Source organism: Pseudomonas sp. MTM4, from assembly GCF_019355055.1.
Lineage (GTDB): Bacteria > Pseudomonadota > Gammaproteobacteria > Pseudomonadales > Pseudomonadaceae > Stutzerimonas.
Genome location: NZ_CP048411.1, coordinates 4,357,369 through 4,377,800 on the forward strand (window position 1 = coordinate 4,357,369; position 20,432 = coordinate 4,377,800).

Here is a 20,432-nt window from a genome sequence, read left to right on the forward strand (position 1 = left end):
GACGAGGGGTTTACAGATAACCGAGATCACCAAGGAAAGACTTGAGCATTTGCAGGGCTTCTGCGGCCTTGTCGCTGCGCTTGCCTTCTTCTTCCCAAGACTTCTGTGCCACCTCTCTCAGGCGCTTCTGCACATCGTCAGGCAGCGTGTTGACCTGAACACCCTGTTCGCTGATCGCTTTTCTCAGTGCGATCTGCTCTTGATACAAATACTCGTTGGTGCGGTACCAGAACTGCTCGTCTAGGACCTGCTTAACCACTTCCTGATCGCGCGCGGACAGCTTGTCCAGCGCCTTCTGGCTGACGATGATCACATCGGTGCCAGCGATGTTGAGGGCGGGCTTGACGTGATGTTTCGCCACCTCGTAGAAGCTCATGCTCGCCGCACCTTGCACCGCGCCCCAGTGGGCACCGTCGACCACGCCGGTATCAAGGGCCGGATACAGCTCGCCGCCTGGCAGGTAAGTTGTCGAAGCGCCGGCATCGTCGAGGAATTTCTGCAACGCGCCGGAGGAGCGAATCTTCAGTTTGGTGAAATCCTCCCAGCTGTTGATCGGCTTCTTTACCACCATCTCTGTCGGGTAGACCTTGTCGGTCGACCAGTAAACGCCATGCTGAGCCGCTTCTTCACGAAGCATGTCCTCGAAGCCCATGTGCTTATGGAAGTAGGCGGTTTCCCAGACATTCTGGAAGGCGAAGGGCAGGCCCGAGGCGATGCCGGCGAGGCTGATTTTGTCTTGCGCGTAGCCCGGCGAAATGGTGCCCATCTGCAGGATGCCGCGGCTGACCGCGTTGAAGGTCTCCTGCGGCTTGAACAGAGCGCCGGACTCGAACAGCTGCAACTGCAGACGGCCTTCGGTGCGTCTTTCAATTTCATTTTTCAGACGCACTAGGCTGTCTTCGAAAGAGCTACTGGCGCTCGGCCAATGTGATTGAACGCGCCACTTCGTCACGTCTTGCGCCGCAGCCATTTGCGGGAGAGCGATGGCGGCGGCTAACGCCACCAAGCTGGCCTGAAGGAGTTTTCTGAGCAGGGGCATGGATGTCATAACGCGTCCTCTTGTTGTAATTGGCTGACGGCCATTTGTATTGCGCTTATGTCTTTATGTTCCGCAGAGCAAAACTTGTTTTTACAAAAGTAATCGGAAAACTAGCATAGCGCACGGCATTTTCAACCGCTGGCAGAACGCTATCCGTGCACTTTTTGTTTCTGATGATCACCGACCCTGTCGGCTATCAAGTCTCATGGCACTTCGATATTGACTTTAGACGCCTGTGGTTGTGATTCATCATAATTTTGCTCAATGGAACTAGATTTCGAATTGACGCGTTGTTTCTGGCATGCCAGCTTCAAAAAGAGACAGGCTGTTGAAAATCAGTCGACAGGATTCGCTATGCGATTCAGTGCGGGAGGCTTTGTCGATCGCAGGCACAACAACAAGAAGGAAACGGCGATGTATGAACTGACCGGTAAAGCGCTACAGCTCCATGAACAGCTCACGGCTTTCATGGACGAACATGTCTATCCCAACGAGCATCTATTCCACGAGCAGACGGCTTCCGCCGAAAATCGTTGGGCGCCACCGCCGATCCTTGAAGAACTCAAAGCCAAGGCTCGCGCAGAGGGGCTGTGGAACCTGTTCCTGCCGGAGAGCGAATTCGGTGCCGGGCTGACCAATTTCGAGTACGCCCACCTGTGCGAAATTATGGGTCGCTCGCACGGCGCCGCCGAGATATTCAACTGCTCGGCCCCTGACACCGGGAATATGGAGGTGCTGACGCGCTATGGCACGCCGGAGCAGCAGGAACAGTGGCTGAAGCCGCTGCTCAATGGCGAGATACGTTCCTGCTTCTCCATGACCGAACCTGACGTGGCATCGTCCGATGCCACCAACATCGCGTGCGAGATTCGCCGCGAAGGCGACGAGTACGTGATCAACGGACACAAGTGGTGGTCGTCCGGCGCGATGGCAACCACCTGCAAGATCGCTATCGTCATGGGCAAGACCGATCCCACTGCCGAGCGCCATCGCCAGCAGTCGATGATTCTTGTGCCGCTGGACACGCCCGGCGTTGAAATCACGCGGGCGCTCCACGTATTCGGCTACGACCACGCGCCTCATGGGCATGCCGAAATTCATTACAACAACGTTCGCGTTCCGGCCAGCAACATCCTGCTTGGCGAGGGCCGTGGTTTCGAAATCGCCCAGGGACGTCTCGGCCCAGGCCGCATCCACCACTGCATGCGCACCATCGGAGTGGCCGAGCGCGCGCTGCAGGCTATGTGCGAGCGCGTGCATTCCCGCGTGGCCTTCGGCAAGCGGCTGGCCGACTTCGACTCGATTCGAAAGGATATCGCCCGTTCTCGCATCGAGATCGAACAGACCCGCCTGCTGACGCTCAAGGCGGCGCGCATGATGGACACCGTCGGCAACAAGGTGGCGCGGCAGGAGATCGCCATGATCAAGGCGGCCGCACCGAGCATGGCGCTGCGCGTGCTGGATCGCGCGATTCAGGTACATGGGGCCAAAGGTGTTTGTCAGGACAGCTTCTTGGCGGCGGCCTGGGCTCACCAACGTACCCTGCGGCTGGCCGACGGCCCGGACGAGGTGCATCTGGACACCATCGCCAAACTGGAACTGCAGAACTACTCCAAAAAGCGCTGAGCCTCCTACAAAACCTACAAGAAGGATGCAGTCATGACCAATCCGTTATTCGATTTGTCCGGAAAGGTGGCGTTGATCACCGGTTCCACCCGTGGCATTGGTCGCTCCATTGCCGAAGAGGTGGCCCGTTGCGGCGCGAAAGTCGTCATTTCCAGCCGCAAGGCCGATGCCTGCGAGGCGGTGGCCGCCGAGCTGAATACCGCGGGCTTCGAAGCCATTGCGGTGCCTTGCCACGTGGGCCGCAAGGAAGACCTGCAGCGGTTGGTCGACACCACCTTGCAAACCTGGGGGCGCATCGATGTGCTGGTCTGCAACGCCGCGACCAACCCGGTCTATGGTCCGACCAGCGAGCTGACCGATGATGCGTGGGACAAGATCATGGACACCAACGTCAAGGGCACCTTCTGGTTATCCAATATGGTGCTGCCGCAAATGGCCGAACGTGGCGAGGGCGCGGTAATCATGCTCTCCAGCATCGCCGGACTGCGAGGCAATACGGTGATCGGCACCTACGGTGTATCCAAGGCGGCCGAAGCGGCGCTGGCGCGCAATCTGGCTGCCGAGTGGGGTCCGAAGGGCATCCGCGTCAACGCCATCGCGCCGGGGCTGGTGCGTACCGATTTCGCCAAGGCATTGCTCGACGATCCGGAGCGGGTTCGTCGGGCGGCCGAGAAAACCCCGCTGCGCCGTATCGGCGAGCCGGTGGATATCGCCGGGCTCGCGGTCTTTCTCGCGGCGCCTGCCAGTGCCTATATCACCGGTCAGGTAATCGTCGCGGATGGCGGCGAAACCGCATGTTGAGGAACCGTCGATGAATGCCCCCGAGTTGATCGACGTACTCCCGGCGCATCGTTTCGATGAGGCCGCGCTAGCTCGGTATCTGCGCCTGCATCTGCCGCAGCTGGGTGATGACGGTCTGAGCATCAAGCAATTCCAGGGCGGCCAGTCCAACCCCACTTACCTGCTGGAGACGGCGGGGCGCAGATATGTGCTGCGCAAGAAACCACCGGGCCAGGTGCTGCCCTCGGCGCACATGGTTGAACGCGAATACAAGGTGATTCGCGCGTTGTCCGAACACACCCGCGTGCCTGTGCCGCATGTGCATCTGCTGTGTGAGGATGAAAGCGTCATCGGCACGGCCTTCTATCTGATGGATCACGTCGAGGGGCGAATCTTCAGTCATCCGGCGCTGGAGGAGCTGGCGGTCCAGGAGCGTCAGGCGATCCACCTGGCGGCTATCGACACCCTGGCCGAGCTGCATCAGGTCGACGTCGAGGCGGTGGGGCTTGGCGACTTCGGCAAGGCCCAAGGCTATTTCGCCCGTCAGGTGAAGCGTTGGTCCGGCCAGTATCAGGCCTCCCGCACGGGCGACATGCCGGCGATGGAGCGGTTGATGCAGTGGCTTCCCGAACAGGTGCTGCAGCGCGACGAGTGCGCCATCGCCCATGGCGACTACCGTCTCGGTAACCTGATCTTCGAACCTGGAGCACCAAAAGTCGCAGCGATTCTCGACTGGGAACTGTCCACCATCGGCCATCCGCTCGCGGATCTCGCTTATTTCTGCTTGCCCTATCACCTGCCAGCCGGTGTGGATGGCTTGCGTGGACTGGTCGGCACCGACCTACAGGCGCAAGGTATTCCGTCTGAGCAGCAAGTACTGGAACGTTATTGCCAACAAAGCGGACGCGCCGATGTCGCGCAGTGGCATGTCTTCGTGGCGTTTTCGCTGTTCCGTCTCGCGGCGATTCTGCAAGGCGTTTACGCCCGTGCGCTGCAGGGCAATGCCAGCAATGCCGATGCGCTGCAGGTCGGCCAGCGCGCCGGTTTGCTTGCAGAAGCTGGCTGGCGCATCGCCCAGCGCGGCGACAGGGGAGAATCGGTATGAGCGGTCCATTGCTGCGCCGCGTCCTGCTGACCAACGACGACGGCATCGCTGCGCCGGGGCTGGCCTTGCTCGAACGGATCGCTGCGCAACTGGCTGAGGAAGTCTGGGTGGTGGCCCCCGAGCACGACCAGAGCGGCACCGGCCAAGGCATCTCTGTGCATTCGCCGCTGCGGGTGTATCGCCACGGCGAGCGGCGCTTCGCCGTTTCCGGTACGCCGTCCGACTGCGTGATGTTCGCCATGGCCGAGTGGCTGCAGGATTCGCCGCCCGATCTGGTGCTCTCTGGCGTCAACAGCGGGGCGAATATTGGCGACTCGGTGCCTTACTCAGGAACCATCGGTGCGGTGCTTAGCGCTGATCTGCTGGGGTTGCCGGCCATCGGCCTGAGCCAGGCCTTTCTTGATCGCACAGATATCGATTGGTCCTGTGTCAAAACCTACGCTGAAACCACGATCCGCGAACTCTGGATGCGCCGCGCGGAAGGCGGCTGTTGCTGGAACGTGAATTTTCCCGCCTGCTCGGCCGACGCGGTCAGCCATATGCGGATGACCCAACAGTCGCGCGGCTCAATTACCAAGCCGCGCCTGCAGGCCGGCCGGGACGGTCGAGGTCTGCCGTATTGGTGGCTTGGCTTCGAGCATTCCTCCTCGCACATCGTTGCGCCTGAGGCGGACGTCACGGCGCTGCGCGAGAAACGCATCGCCATCACACCCTTGCGCGACACCCAGGGCTGGCTCGACTGGGGCGAAGAACGGGCCATGGCCGAACTGGCCTCTAATATGGATTCAGGAGTTCTGTAATGTTCACTCGTCATCACGCAGTCTGGCCCGAGGATCTGCCCAAACACCTGACGGTGCCGGAGACCAGCCTGTTCGCCAATCTGGAGATCTCCGCCCGGCGCTTCCCGGACAAGACGGCCATCGTCTATTACGACACCCTGATTACCTACACCGAACTGCTGCGTGAAGTAGAGGCGCTGGCCGGCTACCTGCAGAACCTGGGTGTCGCCAAGGGTAATCGTGTCCTGCTGTATATGCAGAACTCGCCGCAGTTCACCATCGCCTACTACGCGATTCTTCGTGCGGACGCGGTGGTGGTGCCGGTCAATCCGATGAACCACACCGCCGAGCTTGAACACTACCTGCACGATACCGGCGCGGCGGTCTGCCTTTGCGGACAGGAGCTGACCGGTTTCATTTCATCACTGGTTGGCACTGCACAGCTGCGCCAGGTGATCGTCGCTGCCTATTCGGACTATATCCGGCAGCCCACCGACCTCGCGCTGCCGGCCGAGGTCCAGGCCGCGGCGATCGCACCGGATTTCGCCGGCGGCATCGGCTGGCGCGATGCCTTGGATGCGGGCCATACGCCCGGTCCGCACACCGCCGGCCCGGACGATCTGTGCGTGTTCCCCTACAGCTCCGGCACTACCGGCGCGCCGAAGGGCTGCATGCACACCCATCGCTCGGCGATGGCGACCATCATTCATCGCGTGGTCTGGACCAACAGCACCAGCGAATCGGTGATTCTCGCGACGTTGCCGTATTTTCACGTCACCGGTATGCAGGGCGCCATGAGCGGGCCGATCTACAACGGCGGCACCGCGGTTATCATGACCCGCTGGGATCGCAAGGTGGCGGCGAAACTGATCGAGCGCCACGCGGTAACCGGCTGGGTCAATATCGCCACCATGGCCATCGACTTTCTCGCCGATCCGGATCTCGAACAGTACGACCTGTCCAGCCTGGTCAGCGTCGGCGGCGGCGGGGCGGCGATGCCCAAGGCGGTAGAGGAGAAGCTGCACCGGCTCACCGGCCTACGCTATATCGAGGGCTATGGTCTGTCCGAAACCATTGCCGCCACCCATATCAACCCGGTGGCGAAACCCAAGGCGCAGTGCCTCGGCATTCCGGTATTCGACGTGGATAGCCGGGTTATCGACCTGACTACGCAACGTGAACTCGGCCCCAACGAGGTAGGTGAGATCGTCAGTCACGGTCCGCAGGTGTTCGTCGGTTACTGGAACCGGCCAGAAGAGACCGAACGTGCCTTCATCGAGCTGGACGGTAAGCGTTTCTTCCGTACCGGGGACATGGGCTACTACGACGAGGACGGCTATTTTTTTATGGTCGATCGCGTTAAGCGCATGATCAACGCGTCGGGTTTCAAGGTCTGGCCGTCAGAGGTCGAAAGCTTGATGTACCGTCATCCGGCGATCCAGGAATGTTGCGTCATCTCGCGCCCCGACCCGAAGCGCGGCGAGACGGTGAAGGCCTGCGTTGTGCTGCGTGACGGTCAGGCCGGGCTGGTCAGCGAACAGGACGTCATCGACTGGTGCAAGGCGGAGATGGCGGCCTACAAGGCACCGGTATATGTCGAGTTCGTCGCGTCGCTGCCTCGCTCGTCCACCGGCAAGCTGATGTGGCGCGCCTTGCAGGAAGAAGAAAATCGCAAGCACGCCAGTGCCCAGGAGGCCTGACCAAACAGCCCCGGCTGCGAGTCATGCCTATGCGCTTTCGAATCCAATGGAGAAGACTATGCAAGATCCAACTTCGACGAATCGGGACGCGGAATGGCAGGTTCGCAAGGACCTTGCCGCGGCCTATCGGCTGGTGGCGCACTTCGGCTGGGACGATCTCGTTTTCACTCATCTGTCTGCGCGCGTGCCGGGGCCAGAACATCATTTCCTGATCAACCCGTACGGCCTGCTGTTTCAGGAAATCACCGCCTCGTCGCTGGTGAAGGTCGACAGCGACGGACAGATCGTCCAGAGCGGCAGCCTGCACCGGGTCAATCCGGCTGGCTTCACCATCCACAGCGCTATCCATATGGGCCGTGAGGATGCCAGCGCGGTTATGCATTTGCATGCAGCCGACGGCACGGCGGTCTCGGCGCACCGCGATGGCCTACTGCCGCTGAGCCAGACTGCGATGCTTTGCGTAGATCACATCAGCTACCACGACTACGAGGGTGTGGCACTGGACCTGAGCGAGCGCGAACGGCTGATCCGCGATCTTGGCGACAAGCAGATGATGATCCTGCGCAACCATGGCGTGCTTACGGCGGGGAGCACCGTCGCCGAAGCCTTCACTTACCTGTATTTCCTGATGAAGGCTTGCGAGATTCAGGTGCGTGCACAATCTTGCGGGCCGACCTATCAGCCATCCGCCGCTGCCATCGAGACCACTCGCCAGCAATCGGCCGAACTGGGCAAAGCAGCCAAGCTGACCTGGCCGGCGCTGTTGCGCCTGCTTGAAGCCAACGGTCACGTCTACGCGATATAGCATCTGCGGCAGATGGCACCCTTTCCAATAATTTTGAGGCAGAGCGTCCGTGAAAATCCTCTTCGTTGCCGCAGATCCCAAGCCCGAGCGCTGGACCAACCTGATTAAGCAGCATCTTCCAGACGCTGAGATTCAGGTTTGGCATCCGGATAGCCCGGGTTACGGTGCCGACTACGCCATCGTTTGGCATCCGCCGACGGCGTTGTTCGACAAGGAACCGCAGCTCAAGGCCGTCTTCAATCTCGGCGCCGGGGTGGATGCGCTGGTGCGCGTGCCGAACCTGCCGCGCGACATTCCCGTGGTGCGCCTGGAAGACGCCGGCATGTCGGTGCAGATGGCCGAATACGTTGCGTATCACGTCATTGGCATCAGCCGCGACATGGACGCCTACCGCCAGCAGCAAGCCGCAGGGCAGTGGAAACTGCGCCGGCCGATCGAGCGCAGCGAATGGCCGGTTGGCGTGCTCGGGCTCGGCCATATCGGCCAGCGCGTCGCCCGCACCTTGGCCGGGCTGGACTATCCCGTGTGCGGCTGGGCGCGCTCCAAGTACGACATCGAGGGCGTGCGCAGCTTCGCCGGCGAGGCCGAACTGGACAGCTTTCTCGGTGAAACCCGTGTGATGATCAATACGCTGCCGCTGACCGACAGTACCCGCGACTTAATCGACTACTCGCTGCTCGCGAAGCTGAGGCCTGATGCGGTGGTGATCAACGTCGGTCGCGGCGAGCATCTGGTGGATCAGGATCTTTGCCGCGCCATCGAAGAAGGCCGCGTTGCCCGCGCGGTGCTCGACGTGTTCCGTGAAGAACCGCTACCGACGACACATCCGTTCTGGCACATGCCGCAGGTGACCATCACCCCGCATGTCTCGGCGCGGACCCTGCGCGAAGCGACCATTGCGCAGATCGCCAGCAAAATCGCTGCGCTGGAGCAGGGGCAGGCCATCAGCGGTGTCATCGATATTCAGCGCGGTTACTGAGCGAGCGGCAGACGGACCTGCCAAGACAGCGCTCTGCGCCCGATCGGTGCTTTCACCCAAGGCTGGGAATTTTGCGACAATGCCGCCTCTTTGATCAGGCGAACCCGTCCATGTCCGAACGTAACCCCATCCCGCTGATCCTCACCGCGATCGGCAGCGTCATTGGTACCGTCGCGGTGCTGTCTTACTATGGCTACGTGCATATGGCCAAGCCGGAGGACGCCCTGCTGCTGGCCGACTACACCATGCTCAAGACTATTCCCGGCGAAGACTATCGCGTCTCGCTGAAGCCGGCGGCTCAGGTGGCCGAATGCATCGACGGCGTTCTGGTGCTTTTCGACACCGAGCAGAAGGGGCTGACCGGTGTGCTGGTAGACAACCGCAAGCGTGCGATCCGCTGCATGGGGCAGCAGGTGCCGATGAGCGAGGCACCGGCAGCCCAGCAGTGATGCTTGGCGATGCGTTCGGTAACGTCTTGAGCGAACAGTGCCAGCTTCGAAACAGGTGACGAGTCGCTTGAGCCCGGCTACATATATGTATGAGCGGCACACTTGGAAGGCAATCTGGGCGCATTGGCCGCACACGGCTTAGCGCTTGATGGGGAGTGGGGCGAAGCTAAGACGTATCAGCAGCCTGAAGCCCGCCACGAGGGCGGGCGTACAGTCAGGCAAAAGGGGATCATTCCATGGACGAACGTGGCGCGACGCGCTGGTTGTCATTGGAAATCGTCACCTCTACGCGGCGATTCATCGCCCGGCCAGAAGTCGAGCCATTGCTTGCCACCGGATACTCTTCACCATAACCAACCGTCTGGATGCGCTGTGGATCGACGCCCGCACGGGTCAGGGCGCGTTGAACGGCTTGGGCACGGCGCTCGGAGAGCTGCTGGTTGTAGCTGGCCGCGCCGGTGCTGTCGGTGTAGCCCTCGACCACGACCTTGCGCTCCGGGTTGTCGTTGAGGAATTCGGCGAGCTTCTGCACGCCGCGCATGCCGGACTGCTTGAGTTCCGCCTTGTCGAGGTCGAACAGTACGTCACCGAAGGTCACCAGGGTGCCGCGTTCGGTCTGCTTGGCTTGTAGATCCTGCTGCAGTTTGCGGATTTCGTCCTGCTGGCGCTTGAGCTGCTGCTCGCGCGATTCGAGGCGGGCTTCGGCGCGCTTGGCAGAGGCTTTCTCGATTTCCTGCTCGGCGGTACGCAGAGCGATGGTCTGCTCGGCGAGCTCGATTCGACGCTGGGTCAGATAGGCGAGCTGATCCACCTTTTCTTCGTCCGCATCGTTCAGGTAGGCCTGGTTGGCCTTCTCCAGCATTTTGCCGGCGTCTTCGGTTTCCAGCGCTGCCAGAGTGGCGGAGCGGGCGTCCGCCTGTAGCTGCGAATACTGTCCGCGCGCCTGTTCGAGGTTCTGGTTGGGTTGCGAGGAGCAGGCGGCCAAGCCGATGGTCATGGCCAGCACGGTAGGGAGCGTCAGTAGTTTATTCATAACGAATCATCCTGTCTTGAAGGCGTGGGAATGAAGGGTGATCACTGGGTGCCGCGCATGCTTTCTTCGCGCAGCTCCTGGATACCCCGATTGGCGTCCTCCACAGCCTTCTGCGCCTTGGCGGCCTGGGCCTTGCGCTCGGCGACGCGTGCATCCCACTCGGCTTGCTGGGCCAGCTTGCGCGCCTGGTCGTAGTTTTCCTTCTGCATGGCCAGTTCGGCCTGCTTCCATTTTTCCTGCGCGTTGCGCATTTCAACGGCGGCGTATTCGGTGCCACCTGCGCTCACGGCGCTACGCACCGCGGATTCGGTCACGGCAAACTGCTCGTTCGGTGGATTGCCTGCACAACCAACCAGCAGCAGACCGCCTAATGCAACGGCTGCCAGCTTGGGTAACTGAGATCGCAATAGAGGGCTTTCGATAGTGTTCATTTTCATGGCCAGTCTCCAGTTGAAGATCAGGGAACAGTGCCCGCAGCGGCCCTTAGTCAAGGGTCCGCCAATCACGACGGGCATGTTTTTGTGAGGCCAGCGGCGCTTAATCGTTCCAGCGCATATGCAAACGAAACCTCTGGATAGGGCTTTTCAGCAGCTTTTCAGTGCGGTCGACAAAGGGCGACGCGCAGGTGAGCGTCGCCTCTTTGCAGGCTTGTGAACGGGTTTGCCGCTGAGTAACGGTGCCATCTGAGCAGCGTTAGGAATGCTCCGGTTGCTCGGCGAGCAAGCGCTCGAGATGCTTGCGCGACAGGGCAAGGAAACGCGGTGTCGGGCCAATGTCCTCGTAGATCGGATCACCTTGCTCATCGGTGGCAATGACCTTGGCGCCCTGTTGATAGGGAAGGGTCGTCTCGATGGCTTCGAGCGCGGCGCCGACCAATTCGCCAAGCAGCTCTTCGGTACTGCGCTTGGGGTACATCTCCGCCAAGGCCGCCAGCCGTGCGGCACTCTCGACGTCCAGGGGAATGCTGTACTGCGTGCTGCTCATGCGGCCAGTGGCACTGCTTTCCCACTCACGGACCAGTTCTGAGATTTTCATTGACTCCATCCTTAGCCCGCCGTGGCGAGCGATATCTGGGTGAAATGCGAGCGGCCGTCGAACTGGCAGTTTTCGCTACGCCTTGTCTTCGACGGATACGCTGGGCACTCTGTTTGGAGGGTTCTAACAGGTAGCCGTTCAGCAATCGGTCGCATATCGAAAGGCGCTTTCGGTGATGCGACCCGGGAGACAGGAACATGGCGAAGATCGACGCGCGACTGCGCGAAAACGTTCATCTGCTCGGCGAGCTGCTGGGCAATACCATTCGCGAGCAGCACGGCGATGCCTTCTTCGACAAGATCGAACGCATCCGCAAAGGTGCCAAAGGTGCGCGCCGTGGGTCGATCGACGATGCTCGGTTGCTGCAGGAAACCCTTGACGGGCTGGCTGACGATGAATTGCTGCCGATGACCCGAGCCTTCAACCAGTTCCTCAATCTGGCCAACATCGCCGAGCAGTATCACCAGATCCGGCGTCGCCGACCCGGCGAGCCGGCGCCTTTCGAGGCCGGTGTGCTGAGCGGGCTGCTCGAGCGGCTCAAGGGCGAAGGCTTCGCTCAGGAATTCGTGGCGCGGCAAGTGGGCCGGCTGGATATCGAACTGGTGCTGACCGCCCACCCGACCGAGGTGTCGCGGCGCACCCTGATCCAGAAATACGACGCCATCGCAGAACAGCTGGCGGCGCGTGACCACACCGACCTCGGCGCGGCGGAGCTGGCGCAGATCGAGCTGCGTCTGCAGCGATTGATCGCCGAGGCCTGGCATACCGAGGAAATCCGCCGCAGCCGACCGACTCCAGTGGAGGAGGCGAAGTGGGGCTTCGCTGTTATCGAAAACTCGCTCTGGCAGGCGCTGCCCAATGTGTTGCGACAAACCGATCAGGCGCTGTGCCACAGCACCGGCTTGCACCTGCCGTTGGACGCCGCGCCGATCCGTTTCGCCTCCTGGATGGGCGGCGATCGCGACGGCAATCCCAACGTGACGGCGAAGGTGACCCGCGAGGTGCTGGTGCTGGCGCGCTGGGTGGCGGCTGATCTGTTCCTGCGCGATATCGAGGGGTTGATCACCGCGCTGTCGATGCAGACCGCCAGTGAAGAGCTGCTGCGTCACAGCGGCGAGTCGGCCGAGCCCTATCGTGCACTGCTCAAGCGGCTACGCGGACGGCTGCAGGCGACGCGCGACTGGGCCGGTGGCGCTCAGCAGCCGGCGTCGCCTGCGGTACTGCAGGACAATCGCGAGCTGCGCGAGCCGCTGGAACTCTGCTACCACTCGTTGCATGCGTGCGGCATGGGTGTGATCGCTGACGGCGCTTTGCTCGATACGCTACGTCGGGTTGCCGCGTTCGGGTTGTTTCTGGTGCGCCTCGACATCCGTCAGGACTCGGCTCGGCACGTCGCCGCCTTGGCGGAAATTACCGATTATCTGGGCATAGGTCATTACGACCAGTGGGACGAGCAGCAGCGCCTGGATTTCCTCCAGCGCGAGTTGACCAACCGCCGTCCGTTGCTGCCTCCACATTTTCAGCCTTCGGAGGAGACCGCCGAAGTGCTGGCGACCTGTCGCGTGGTAGCGCAGGCGCCAGGTGCGTCGCTCGGCTCCTATGTCATCTCCATGGCTCGCGGCGCGTCGGATGTGCTGGCGGTTCAGTTGTTGTTGAAAGAGGCCGGCCTACAACGGCCGATGCGCGTCGTACCGCTGTTCGAGACGCTCGATGACCTGAACAATGCCGGCCCTACCATTGATCAGCTGTTGGGTCTGCCAGGTTATCGCCAGCGCTTGCATGGCCCGCAGGAAGTGATGATCGGCTATTCGGATTCGGCCAAGGATGCCGGAACCACAGCGGCGGCCTGGGCGCAGTACCGCGCGCAGGAACGCCTCGTCGACATCTGCCGCGAGCATCAGGTCGAGTTGCTGCTGTTCCATGGCCGTGGAGGCACGGTTGGCCGTGGCGGCGGGCCGGCTCATGCGGCGATCCTGTCCCAGCCGCCCGGGTCGGTGGCGGGGCGCTTCCGCACTACCGAGCAGGGCGAGATGATCCGTTTCAAGTTCGGGCTACCGGATATCGCCGAGCAAAATCTCAGCCTGTATCTGGCTGCGGTCGTGGAAGCGACCCTGCTGCCACCGCCGATGCCCGAGCCGGATTGGCGCGAAACCATGGATCAGCTGGCTGCTGCAGGCGTCGAGGCCTATCGCGGCGTGGTACGCGATCATGCGCAATTCGTCGACTACTTCCGCCAGGCCACGCCCGAGCAGGAATTGGGTCGGCTACCACTGGGCAGCCGACCGTCGAAGCGTCGAGAAGGCGGAATCGAGAGCTTGCGTGCGATTCCGTGGATATTCGCCTGGACCCAGACGCGCCTGATGTTGCCCGCCTGGTTGGGCTGGGAGCACGCGCTAGAGACCGCGCTGGAGCGTGACGAAGGCGATCGGCTGAGGCTGATGCGCCAGCGTTGGCCGTTTTTCAGCACGCGCATCGATATGCTTGAGATGGTCTTGGCCAAGACAGATGCGGAAATCGCCAGTCGCTACGACGAGCGGTTGGTCGAGGCGCAGTTACAGTCGCTGGGTCGCGATTTGCGTGACAGATTGTCGCAGGCTGTGGCGGCCATACAGCGTGTGACTGGCCAGTCCGAGCTACTTGCGCACAGTCCTACGACCCTCGAAGCCTTCAGTCTGCGCAACACTTATCTCGATCCTCTGCATCTGATGCAGATCGAATTGCTGGCCCGTGCGCGACAGCAACAGACCCCGGCGGAAAGCCCGCTGGAGCAAGCTCTGTTGGTTAGCGTCGCAGGCATTGCAGCGGGATTGCGCAACACCGGATAGGTTCATTCGGGACGGTCGGTCCGATGTCGTTTCGTGCCGATGGCGACGGTTTTCCGTCTCCATTGGCCGGAGCGAAGGTCGCCAGGGGCAGGCCATGGGCGCCGCTTGTCTGCGTTCTGTGCGCTGTGTATCGTGTTCAACCTTTTGTCGCATGGCGACAGACCAGAATCTTTGATTCGCCAGCGGCAGGGTTGCGGTCGTTCGACCGCTGGCGGTATCCCTTTGCAAACTTGAGGACTCATCCATGCGCGTAATTCTGCTGGGAGCACCCGGTGCCGGGAAAGGCACACAGGCCCGCTTCATTACCGAGAAGTTCGCCATCCCGCAAATTTCCACCGGTGACATGTTGCGTGCAGCGGTCAAAGCGGGCTCGCCGCTGGGCCTGCAGGTCAAGGACGTGATGGACAGTGGTGGTCTGGTGTCCGATGAGATCATCATCGCGCTCATCCAGGAGCGTCTGCAGCAGTCCGATTGTGCCAACGGCTTCCTCTTCGATGGATTCCCTCGCACCATTCCGCAAGCCGAAGCGCTGCGTGATGCCGGCGTGAAGCTGGACCACGTGCTGGAAATCGCGGTGGATGATGAAGAAATCGTCGGTCGCCTGTCCGGTCGTCGCGTGCATCCGGCTTCGGGTCGCATCTACCACACTGAGCACAACCCGCCGAAGGTGGCTGGCGTCGACGACGTCACCGGTGAAGAGCTGGTTCACCGCAAGGACGATCTGGAAGAAACCGTCCGCCACCGCCTGAGCCTCTACCACTCGCAGACCAAGCCGCTGGTGGCTTTCTACCAGAACCTCGAAGCAGCTGAAGGCACGCCCAAGTGCAGCCGCGTCGAAGGTGTCGGCTCGGTGGAAGAGATTACTGCCAAGGTGCTGGCTGCGCTCAGCTGATCTAGCCAGGCAAACCGAACGGCCCGCTTGCGGGCCGTTTTCGTTCGTATCGCATTCACGCCGAGCCGAGTTGTCCATAAGGAATCTGGCATGGCGCAGCTGCTACAATCGCCGCCTTTTTTCGACTGACCGGAACTGCCGATGACCACGCTGTTGGCCCTGGATACCGCCACTGAAGCCTGCTCCGTTGCGCTGCTGCATGACGGCCGCGTGCTGAGCCATTACGAGGTGATTCCGCGGCTGCATGCGCAACGGCTGCTGCCCATGATCCAGACGCTGCTGGCTGAGGCGGGGATTGCCTTGTCGGCCGTCGATGCGCTGGCGTTCGGTCGTGGCCCCGGTGCCTTTACCGGCGTGCGGATCGCGGTTGGCGTGGTACAGGGGCTGGCGTTCGCGCTGGAGCGTCCAGTATTGCCGATTTCGACACTCGCTACGATCGCTCAGCGTGCGTATCGCGAGCATGGCGCCGAGCAGGTGGCGGTCGCCATCGATGCGCGCATGGATGAAGTTTATTGGGGCTGTTATCGCGCCCATGAAGGCGAGATGCAGCTGGCCGGGATTGAAGCCGTACTGCCTCCGGAACAAGTCGGTTTGCCGCGTGATGGCTCCGGCAACTGGTTCGGCGCTGGCACGGGCTGGCGCTATGCCGAGCGCCTTGCCGTACAACCCGCGGCGGTCGATACCACGCTGCTGCCGCATGCAGAAGATTTGCTGCACCTGGCCAGTTTCGGCTGGCAGCGCGGGGAAGCGGTGGAGGCCGATCAGGCCCAGCCGATCTACTTGCGTGACAACGTCGCGACGCCAAAGGCTGCGCGGTGACGGACGGCGTTGCCAATCCCGAGGCGGCTCGCTAGAGTCGACTCACTTCGTACAGGTGAATGATGCGCCTCAACGGTCTCGCCCCTTCTGCTTATCCCATCGAGTACGTTCCCCAGCGGGAAAACGTGCCGGTGCCTTATCGCGAGAGCGAAAAGGCGGTTGAGCAGGCGCGTCGATCCAGCATTTCCCCGGCTGAGCAGGCCGACAGCACCTACGAACACCTCGCACGCCGCCCGCAAAACGAGCCTACCGACTACATTTCGGCCGTCCCCGGCGATTTCATGCCGTCGCGCTTCGAAGCCATGATGGAGCGTCCGTTGACCAGCCGTGCCACCCAAGCGTTGCAGAGCTATGGCACCACTGCGAGCTTCAGTGCCGATCTCGACGCGCACGAAGTACTCGGCCTGGATATCTACGCCTAAGGCGTCGCGCATCGCGTGGATCTTCCCTATTTTCTCGGCTGCCCTTCCTGGAACGAGCCTCCCTGGCGTGGATCGCTTTATTCCCTGGGATTGCCTGCGACCGAATTCCTCGCGCGTTATTGCTCGGTGTTCAACACCGTGGAAGGCAACACGACGCTTTATGCCTGGCCGTCGGAGCAAAAGATCAAGCGCTGGGCGGCGCTGATGCCTGAAGGCTTTCGCTTCTGCGCCAAGCTGCCGCGCGAGATCAGTCAAGCGTCGGATCTTCGTGACGTACTGGACCTGGTTTTGTCGTTCCGTTCGCTGCTGGCGCCGTTGGGCCAAAGAGTCAGCCCGTTCTGGTTGCAGTTGCCGGCCACGTTCGGCCCGGCTCGCCTGGGTGAGCTGACGCAGGTGATCGAGACCCTGAATCGACCGCTTGCTGTGGAAGTGCGCCACACCGCCTTCTTCGCCAAGGGCGAGGAGGAACGCGCGCTGAATCGGTTGCTGCACGGGCGGGGCGTGGAGCGTATCTGCATGGACACCCGTGCGCTGTTCAGCTGCCGGTCACGCGATCCAGCATTGCTGCATGCGCAAAGCAAGAAGCCACGGCTGCCGGTGCGGCCCGCGGCGTTCAGCCAGTTCCCGCAGGTACGCTTTGTCGGACATCCGGAGCTGGAGGCGAACGATCCCTTTCTCACGCCTTGGCTGGACAAGGTGGCGGGTTGGATCGAGGCGGGCAAGCAGCCCCATGTCTATCTGCATACTCCGGATAACCGTCTGGCGCCGGATCTGGCCATGCGCTTCCATGATCAGCTCGCGCGGCGCTTGCCAGGTCTGCCGCCGCTGGCAGTGCCTGCGATGCAGAGCGAGTCGCAGCTGTCGCTGCTTGGCGACTGAGGCGGCGCTGCGTGACGAAGCCGCCCTGCAACCTTGAATCGCTCGCGTTGCCAAAGCCAGCATGACGTTTGGCCGCTTCTTCCTATTGCTTCTGCTCGCGCTCGCCGGGTTCGTTTACGCGGTGTGGCGCGGTCACGTCGACGTTCCGTCGAAGTGGAATCCCTGGGCACCGCTGGATATTCGCGAGACGCCGAACCTGTTGACGCCCTACAAGCTGCAGCGCCTGCAGAGCGACCGCGCGCTTTGCGAACAGGCGCTGACCACCTCCGATCTGGATTACGTGGCAGTTCCTGACAGCACGCCGCAACCTGGCTGTCCGGTGGAAAACGCCGTGCGCGTTACCGGCTCGGCGGTGCGCTTCAATGGCGCGTTTCTCGCGACCTGCCCGCTGGCCGCGGCCTATGCGCTGTTCGAGCGGCATGGACTGCAGCCAGCGGCGCAGCAGGTATTTGGCCAGCCGGTGGTGCGTGTCGACCACTTCGGCAGCTTTGCCTGCCGCAATATCGCGCGTAGCAACAGGCGCAGCCAGCACGCGTCCGCCAACGCGCTGGATCTGGCCGGGTTCAGATTGCAGGACGGCACACGCATAACCGTCGCGCGCGACTGGAACGGCGACGACGACAAGGCGCGCTTCCTTCGCCAGGTAAAGGCAGCTGCCTGCGATGCGTTCAAGATCACCCTGAGCCCCGAATACAACGCAGCGCATCACGATCATTTTCATGTCGATATGGGCGGTTTCGGCATGTGCCGCTGAGGCGTGTCGGCATCGCCTCTGGCAAAATGCGGCGTTTCTGTCTTCCGAGCTCCGTATGACTGCCTCATCCCCGTTGGTCCGTGTCGAAGCCCTTGCCCCCGAGTTCGTCGAGCAGGCGCACGCTTGGGCGTCGCGGTTGGACTTGCCGACGCAAGCGGACGAGGCGGAATTCGCCCTGCAGCTAGGCGAGGACGGTTTGCAATTGCAGCTGCTCGGCTCGCAGGCGCCGGGGCCGGTGCGAGTGGATTTCGTCGAAGGCGGCGCCGCGCATCGTCGGCAATTCGGTGGTGGCAGCGGACAGATGATTGCCAAGGCGGTCGGGATTCAGCCCGGCATTCGGCCCAGCGTGTTGGATGCGACCGCCGGGCTCGGGCGCGACGCCTTCGTGTTGGCGACGCTGGGCTGCGAAATGGTGCTGTTCGAGCGTCAACCATTGATCGCCGCACTGCTGGAGGATGGTCTGGCGCGAGCGCGAGACGATGCCGAGGTGCGTCCGATCGTCACGCGCATGCGCCTGCTTCGTGGCAACGCCATCGATTTGATGAAGCAGTGGAAGGATGAGCCACCCCAGGTCATTTATCTTGACCCGATGTTTCCGCACCGGGAAAAGAGCGCGCTGGTGAAAAAGGAAATGCGTCTGTTTCGGCCCTTCGTCGGTGACGACTTGGACGCCGGTACGCTGCTGGAACAGGCGTTGGCGCTGGCCAGCCACCGCGTGGTGGTGAAGCGGCCGCGCAAGGCGCCCGCAATAGACGGCCCCAAGCCGGGCTACAGCCTGGAAGGTAAGTCCAGCCGTTACGACATCTACCCGAAGAAGAAGCTGTCCGCCGGTCAGTGATCGCTCAACGAGCACGCTGACTGTACGTACTTCAGCACTCCGCTACGACCCTCTCCCTTGAGCCTACGCGCTTCGCTGGCAACGTGTCGCCGTGCCGAAAACGCATCGGTCGAGTTTCCGATGCCGTTGCGTTGGCCTTGCTTAATATCGCCAACGGTGGCATTGCTAGTCCTGACCGTTGCAGCTGAACGGTGGTTTACCAGATCGCGTTGAAGGGAGAGCAATATATGCAAATCCAGGTACATAGCGATAAACACATCGAAGGAAGCGCTCGTCTCGTAGGCTGGGTCAGTGGCGCTGTTGCCGACAAGCTGGATCGATTCGACGACGACGTCACCCGCGTCGTGGTGCACCTGAACGACGAAAACGGCGCCAAGGCCGGCGCGCAGGACAAGCGCTGCCAGATGGAGGCCCGGCCGAAAGGTCAGCAGCCGATTTCCGTCACGCACAAGGCGGCTTCGCTGGAATTGGCCGTCGATGGCGCCGTCGACAAGCTCAACAACGCCCTCAAGCATCAATTCGGCAAACTGCGCAGCAAACGCGCAACGGCGCCGACGCCTATCGAAGGCGAAACCCTCGAAGTACAGGACAGGGATGCGTTGCTGGAGGCGGACTTTCTTGCCGATGAGCAACTGCGTACCTCCTGAAACCAGCCGTGCCATGTGAATTTGGCATAGCCCGATCGCATGGCCGCCATCGAAACAGCAGGCATCGCTCCGCGATGCCTGCTCCTTGCCTCAGTTACCGCTCGGTCCACCTGATCCTATTCGGCAATAGCGCGACCACCGGGCCTATCGATCTCCTGTGCCTGTGCTATACCCATTGAAGGTATCGCACGAGGACCGCCGACGACCGGCGCGCTAAGCTCGTGGCGGACCTTGACGAGAGGGGGGGCAATTGGCGCGTGGCGGCATCGCTTAGGAATTGCCACGGCCATCAGTCAGGAGGTGGCACCATGACCATGATGCAATGCGAATACCGCGATCACATCATTACCGCCGAGGTAATGGAGCACCCCGGCACGCCGACGCCCTGGGCGGGCGGTTGCCGAATCACAAACCCGCAAGGACAGACCAGCCGGCGCATGGCGCTCCCGGTCGGGCACGCCTTCATGGCGGAACTCGATAAAGCGCAGCGGGCGTCCATTGCCCATGGCAAGTGGCTTGTGGATCAATCCCTGAACCAAGGCAGACAGTTGTTCGATAAGGTGGCTTGAATTCGTGACGGGCCTCGCTTTCGGCTAGGCCCGTTCTTTTTCTTCCTGCTTGTTCCCGACGTTTCATCTGTTGAACTGTTGCTTGCTCGAATGCCTCTACTGAAAGCATCGCCTGCCCCGATAGGCAGCAAAACGATCAGGCAGAGGAGCCGTTTGATGGAACTTCCCAACAAAGACATGCGCACCTTGTTCGAGCAGCTGGGCCTGCCGTCAGACCCGGCCAGCATCGATGATTTCATCGCCAGCCACGCCCCGCTACCCAACCACATGAAATTGACCGAAGCGCCATTTTGGAGCGACGCGCAGCGTGCATTCCTGACGGAAGAATGGATAGACGATGCTGAGTGGGTACCGATCGTCGATGAACTCAACGCTCGACTGCACGAAGAGCAGAAGCAGCCCTGAGGGGCTTGCGGACGGCGGCGTAAACAGCCTCACGGTTTTGTTGCAGCACCCC

22 protein-coding genes are annotated in these 20,432 nt (G+C 61.7%); 18 read left to right on the forward strand and 4 right to left on the reverse strand.

The window, feature by feature from the left end; genetic code table 11:
• Window positions 1-10 precede the first annotated feature (10 nt).
• The gene (gene dctP / locus GYM54_RS20065; RefSeq protein ID WP_197445438.1) at window positions 11-1,048 is read right to left on the reverse strand and encodes a TRAP transporter substrate-binding protein DctP; all 1,038 of its coding nucleotides are present in this window, start codon (window positions 1,046-1,048) and stop codon (window positions 11-13) included.
• A gap of 405 nt (window positions 1,049-1,453) precedes the next feature.
• Between dctP and GYM54_RS20070 the strand changes: the two genes are divergently transcribed.
• From GYM54_RS20070 to GYM54_RS20105, 8 genes are all read left to right on the forward strand, one after another.
• Entirely contained in the window at window positions 1,454-2,665 is a 1,212-nt protein-coding gene (locus tag GYM54_RS20070; protein WP_197445437.1) for an acyl-CoA dehydrogenase family protein, read from the forward strand.
• A 33-nt stretch (window positions 2,666-2,698) separates the two neighbouring features.
• Window positions 2,699-3,466, forward strand: a complete 768-nt coding sequence (locus GYM54_RS20075) for an SDR family NAD(P)-dependent oxidoreductase (RefSeq protein ID WP_197445436.1) — start codon at window positions 2,699-2,701, stop codon at window positions 3,464-3,466.
• Window positions 3,467-3,476: 10 nt separating this feature from the next.
• Window positions 3,477-4,550 (forward strand): phosphotransferase, encoded by a 1,074-nt coding sequence (locus GYM54_RS20080; protein ID WP_197445435.1) that lies wholly within the window; start codon window positions 3,477-3,479, stop codon window positions 4,548-4,550.
• Window positions 4,547-5,350 (forward strand): 5'/3'-nucleotidase SurE, encoded by an 804-nt coding sequence (surE, locus tag GYM54_RS20085; RefSeq protein WP_197445434.1) that lies wholly within the window; start codon window positions 4,547-4,549, stop codon window positions 5,348-5,350. The genes GYM54_RS20080 and surE overlap by 4 nt, the downstream gene beginning before the upstream one ends.
• Entirely contained in the window at window positions 5,350-7,029 is a 1,680-nt protein-coding gene (locus GYM54_RS20090) for a long-chain fatty acid--CoA ligase (RefSeq protein ID WP_197445433.1), read from the forward strand. The genes surE and GYM54_RS20090 overlap by 1 nt, the downstream gene beginning before the upstream one ends.
• Before the next feature lie 58 nt (window positions 7,030-7,087).
• Window positions 7,088-7,834: a class II aldolase/adducin family protein gene (locus tag GYM54_RS20095; RefSeq protein ID WP_197445432.1), complete on the forward strand. Its 747-nt coding sequence runs from the start codon at window positions 7,088-7,090 to the stop codon at window positions 7,832-7,834.
• A 49-nt stretch (window positions 7,835-7,883) separates the two neighbouring features.
• Window positions 7,884-8,813 carry a glyoxylate/hydroxypyruvate reductase A gene (locus GYM54_RS20100; RefSeq protein ID WP_197445431.1) on the forward strand — a complete coding sequence of 310 codons (930 nt, stop codon included), beginning with the start codon at window positions 7,884-7,886 and terminating at the stop codon, window positions 8,811-8,813.
• A gap of 110 nt (window positions 8,814-8,923) precedes the next feature.
• Window positions 8,924-9,262 (forward strand): hypothetical protein, encoded by a 339-nt coding sequence (locus GYM54_RS20105; protein ID WP_131648086.1) that lies wholly within the window; start codon window positions 8,924-8,926, stop codon window positions 9,260-9,262.
• A 229-nt stretch (window positions 9,263-9,491) separates the two neighbouring features.
• Here the strand turns inward: GYM54_RS20105 and GYM54_RS20110 are convergent, their stop codons facing one another.
• The 3 genes from GYM54_RS20110 to GYM54_RS20120 form a co-directional block, all read right to left on the reverse strand.
• A complete protein-coding gene (locus tag GYM54_RS20110) occupies window positions 9,492-10,295 on the reverse strand; it encodes an OmpA family protein (RefSeq protein ID WP_197445430.1) in 804 nt (267 codons plus the stop codon).
• Between the two features lie 41 nt (window positions 10,296-10,336).
• A complete protein-coding gene (locus GYM54_RS20115) occupies window positions 10,337-10,732 on the reverse strand; it encodes a DUF4398 domain-containing protein (protein ID WP_177493016.1) in 396 nt (131 codons plus the stop codon).
• A gap of 256 nt (window positions 10,733-10,988) precedes the next feature.
• A complete protein-coding gene (locus GYM54_RS20120; protein ID WP_197445429.1) occupies window positions 10,989-11,330 on the reverse strand; it encodes a pilin assembly protein in 342 nt (113 codons plus the stop codon).
• Between the two features lie 197 nt (window positions 11,331-11,527).
• Here GYM54_RS20120 and ppc point away from each other — a divergent pair, with 197 nt between their 5' ends.
• From ppc to GYM54_RS20170, 10 genes are all read left to right on the forward strand, one after another.
• Window positions 11,528-14,155, forward strand: coding sequence for a phosphoenolpyruvate carboxylase (gene ppc / locus GYM54_RS20125; RefSeq protein ID WP_197445428.1), 2,628 nt, complete (start codon window positions 11,528-11,530; stop codon window positions 14,153-14,155).
• Window positions 14,156-14,399: 244 nt separating this feature from the next.
• The gene (gene adk / locus GYM54_RS20130; protein ID WP_131648090.1) at window positions 14,400-15,047 is read left to right on the forward strand and encodes an adenylate kinase; all 648 of its coding nucleotides are present in this window, start codon (window positions 14,400-14,402) and stop codon (window positions 15,045-15,047) included.
• 141 nt (window positions 15,048-15,188) lie between these two features.
• A complete protein-coding gene (tsaB, locus tag GYM54_RS20135) occupies window positions 15,189-15,866 on the forward strand; it encodes a tRNA (adenosine(37)-N6)-threonylcarbamoyltransferase complex dimerization subunit type 1 TsaB (RefSeq protein ID WP_197445427.1) in 678 nt (225 codons plus the stop codon).
• 59 nt (window positions 15,867-15,925) lie between these two features.
• Window positions 15,926-16,288 carry a hypothetical protein gene (locus tag GYM54_RS20140; RefSeq protein ID WP_197445426.1) on the forward strand — a complete coding sequence of 121 codons (363 nt, stop codon included), beginning with the start codon at window positions 15,926-15,928 and terminating at the stop codon, window positions 16,286-16,288.
• A 15-nt stretch (window positions 16,289-16,303) separates the two neighbouring features.
• Window positions 16,304-17,167 (forward strand): DUF72 domain-containing protein, encoded by an 864-nt coding sequence (locus GYM54_RS20145; protein ID WP_197445425.1) that lies wholly within the window; start codon window positions 16,304-16,306, stop codon window positions 17,165-17,167.
• Between the two features lie 61 nt (window positions 17,168-17,228).
• The gene (locus tag GYM54_RS20150) at window positions 17,229-17,921 is read left to right on the forward strand and encodes an extensin family protein (protein ID WP_197445424.1); all 693 of its coding nucleotides are present in this window, start codon (window positions 17,229-17,231) and stop codon (window positions 17,919-17,921) included.
• Between the two features lie 55 nt (window positions 17,922-17,976).
• The gene (locus GYM54_RS20155) at window positions 17,977-18,759 is read left to right on the forward strand and encodes a class I SAM-dependent methyltransferase (protein ID WP_181101575.1); all 783 of its coding nucleotides are present in this window, start codon (window positions 17,977-17,979) and stop codon (window positions 18,757-18,759) included.
• 227 nt (window positions 18,760-18,986) lie between these two features.
• On the forward strand, window positions 18,987-19,406 hold the full coding sequence (locus GYM54_RS20160; RefSeq protein ID WP_131648096.1) for an HPF/RaiA family ribosome-associated protein: 420 nt from the start codon (window positions 18,987-18,989) through the stop codon (window positions 19,404-19,406).
• 308 nt (window positions 19,407-19,714) lie between these two features.
• The gene (locus tag GYM54_RS20165) at window positions 19,715-19,975 is read left to right on the forward strand and encodes a hypothetical protein (RefSeq protein WP_131648097.1); all 261 of its coding nucleotides are present in this window, start codon (window positions 19,715-19,717) and stop codon (window positions 19,973-19,975) included.
• Between the two features lie 156 nt (window positions 19,976-20,131).
• Complete coding sequence (locus GYM54_RS20170) at window positions 20,132-20,380, forward strand: DUF2789 domain-containing protein (protein ID WP_131648098.1); 249 nt, start codon at window positions 20,132-20,134, stop codon at window positions 20,378-20,380.
• Window positions 20,381-20,432: the final 52 nt, after the last annotated feature.

Coding starts and splice junctions, on each gene's coding strand:
- GYM54_RS20075 (WP_197445436.1), top strand. CDS start 2,699: ATGACCAATCCGTTATTCGATTTGTCCGGAAAGGTGGCGTTGATCACC.
- GYM54_RS20115 (WP_177493016.1), bottom strand. CDS start 10,732: ATGAAAATGAACACTATCGAAAGCCCTCTATTGCGATCTCAGTTACCC.
- GYM54_RS20080 (WP_197445435.1), top strand. CDS start 3,477: ATGAATGCCCCCGAGTTGATCGACGTACTCCCGGCGCATCGTTTCGAT.
- GYM54_RS20105 (WP_131648086.1), top strand. CDS start 8,924: ATGTCCGAACGTAACCCCATCCCGCTGATCCTCACCGCGATCGGCAGC.
- GYM54_RS20110 (WP_197445430.1), bottom strand. CDS start 10,295: ATGAATAAACTACTGACGCTCCCTACCGTGCTGGCCATGACCATCGGC.
- GYM54_RS20120 (WP_197445429.1), bottom strand. CDS start 11,330: ATGAAAATCTCAGAACTGGTCCGTGAGTGGGAAAGCAGTGCCACTGGC.
- GYM54_RS20155 (WP_181101575.1), top strand. CDS start 17,977: ATGACTGCCTCATCCCCGTTGGTCCGTGTCGAAGCCCTTGCCCCCGAG.
- tsaB (WP_197445427.1), top strand. CDS start 15,189: ATGACCACGCTGTTGGCCCTGGATACCGCCACTGAAGCCTGCTCCGTT.
- GYM54_RS20090 (WP_197445433.1), top strand. CDS start 5,350: ATGTTCACTCGTCATCACGCAGTCTGGCCCGAGGATCTGCCCAAACAC.
- GYM54_RS20170 (WP_131648098.1), top strand. CDS start 20,132: ATGGAACTTCCCAACAAAGACATGCGCACCTTGTTCGAGCAGCTGGGC.
- GYM54_RS20095 (WP_197445432.1), top strand. CDS start 7,088: ATGCAAGATCCAACTTCGACGAATCGGGACGCGGAATGGCAGGTTCGC.
- GYM54_RS20070 (WP_197445437.1), top strand. CDS start 1,454: ATGTATGAACTGACCGGTAAAGCGCTACAGCTCCATGAACAGCTCACG.
- dctP (WP_197445438.1), bottom strand. CDS start 1,048: ATGACATCCATGCCCCTGCTCAGAAAACTCCTTCAGGCCAGCTTGGTG.
- ppc (WP_197445428.1), top strand. CDS start 11,528: ATGGCGAAGATCGACGCGCGACTGCGCGAAAACGTTCATCTGCTCGGC.
- surE (WP_197445434.1), top strand. CDS start 4,547: ATGAGCGGTCCATTGCTGCGCCGCGTCCTGCTGACCAACGACGACGGC.
- GYM54_RS20165 (WP_131648097.1), top strand. CDS start 19,715: ATGACCATGATGCAATGCGAATACCGCGATCACATCATTACCGCCGAG.
- adk (WP_131648090.1), top strand. CDS start 14,400: ATGCGCGTAATTCTGCTGGGAGCACCCGGTGCCGGGAAAGGCACACAG.
- GYM54_RS20150 (WP_197445424.1), top strand. CDS start 17,229: ATGACGTTTGGCCGCTTCTTCCTATTGCTTCTGCTCGCGCTCGCCGGG.
- GYM54_RS20160 (WP_131648096.1), top strand. CDS start 18,987: ATGCAAATCCAGGTACATAGCGATAAACACATCGAAGGAAGCGCTCGT.
- GYM54_RS20140 (WP_197445426.1), top strand. CDS start 15,926: ATGATGCGCCTCAACGGTCTCGCCCCTTCTGCTTATCCCATCGAGTAC.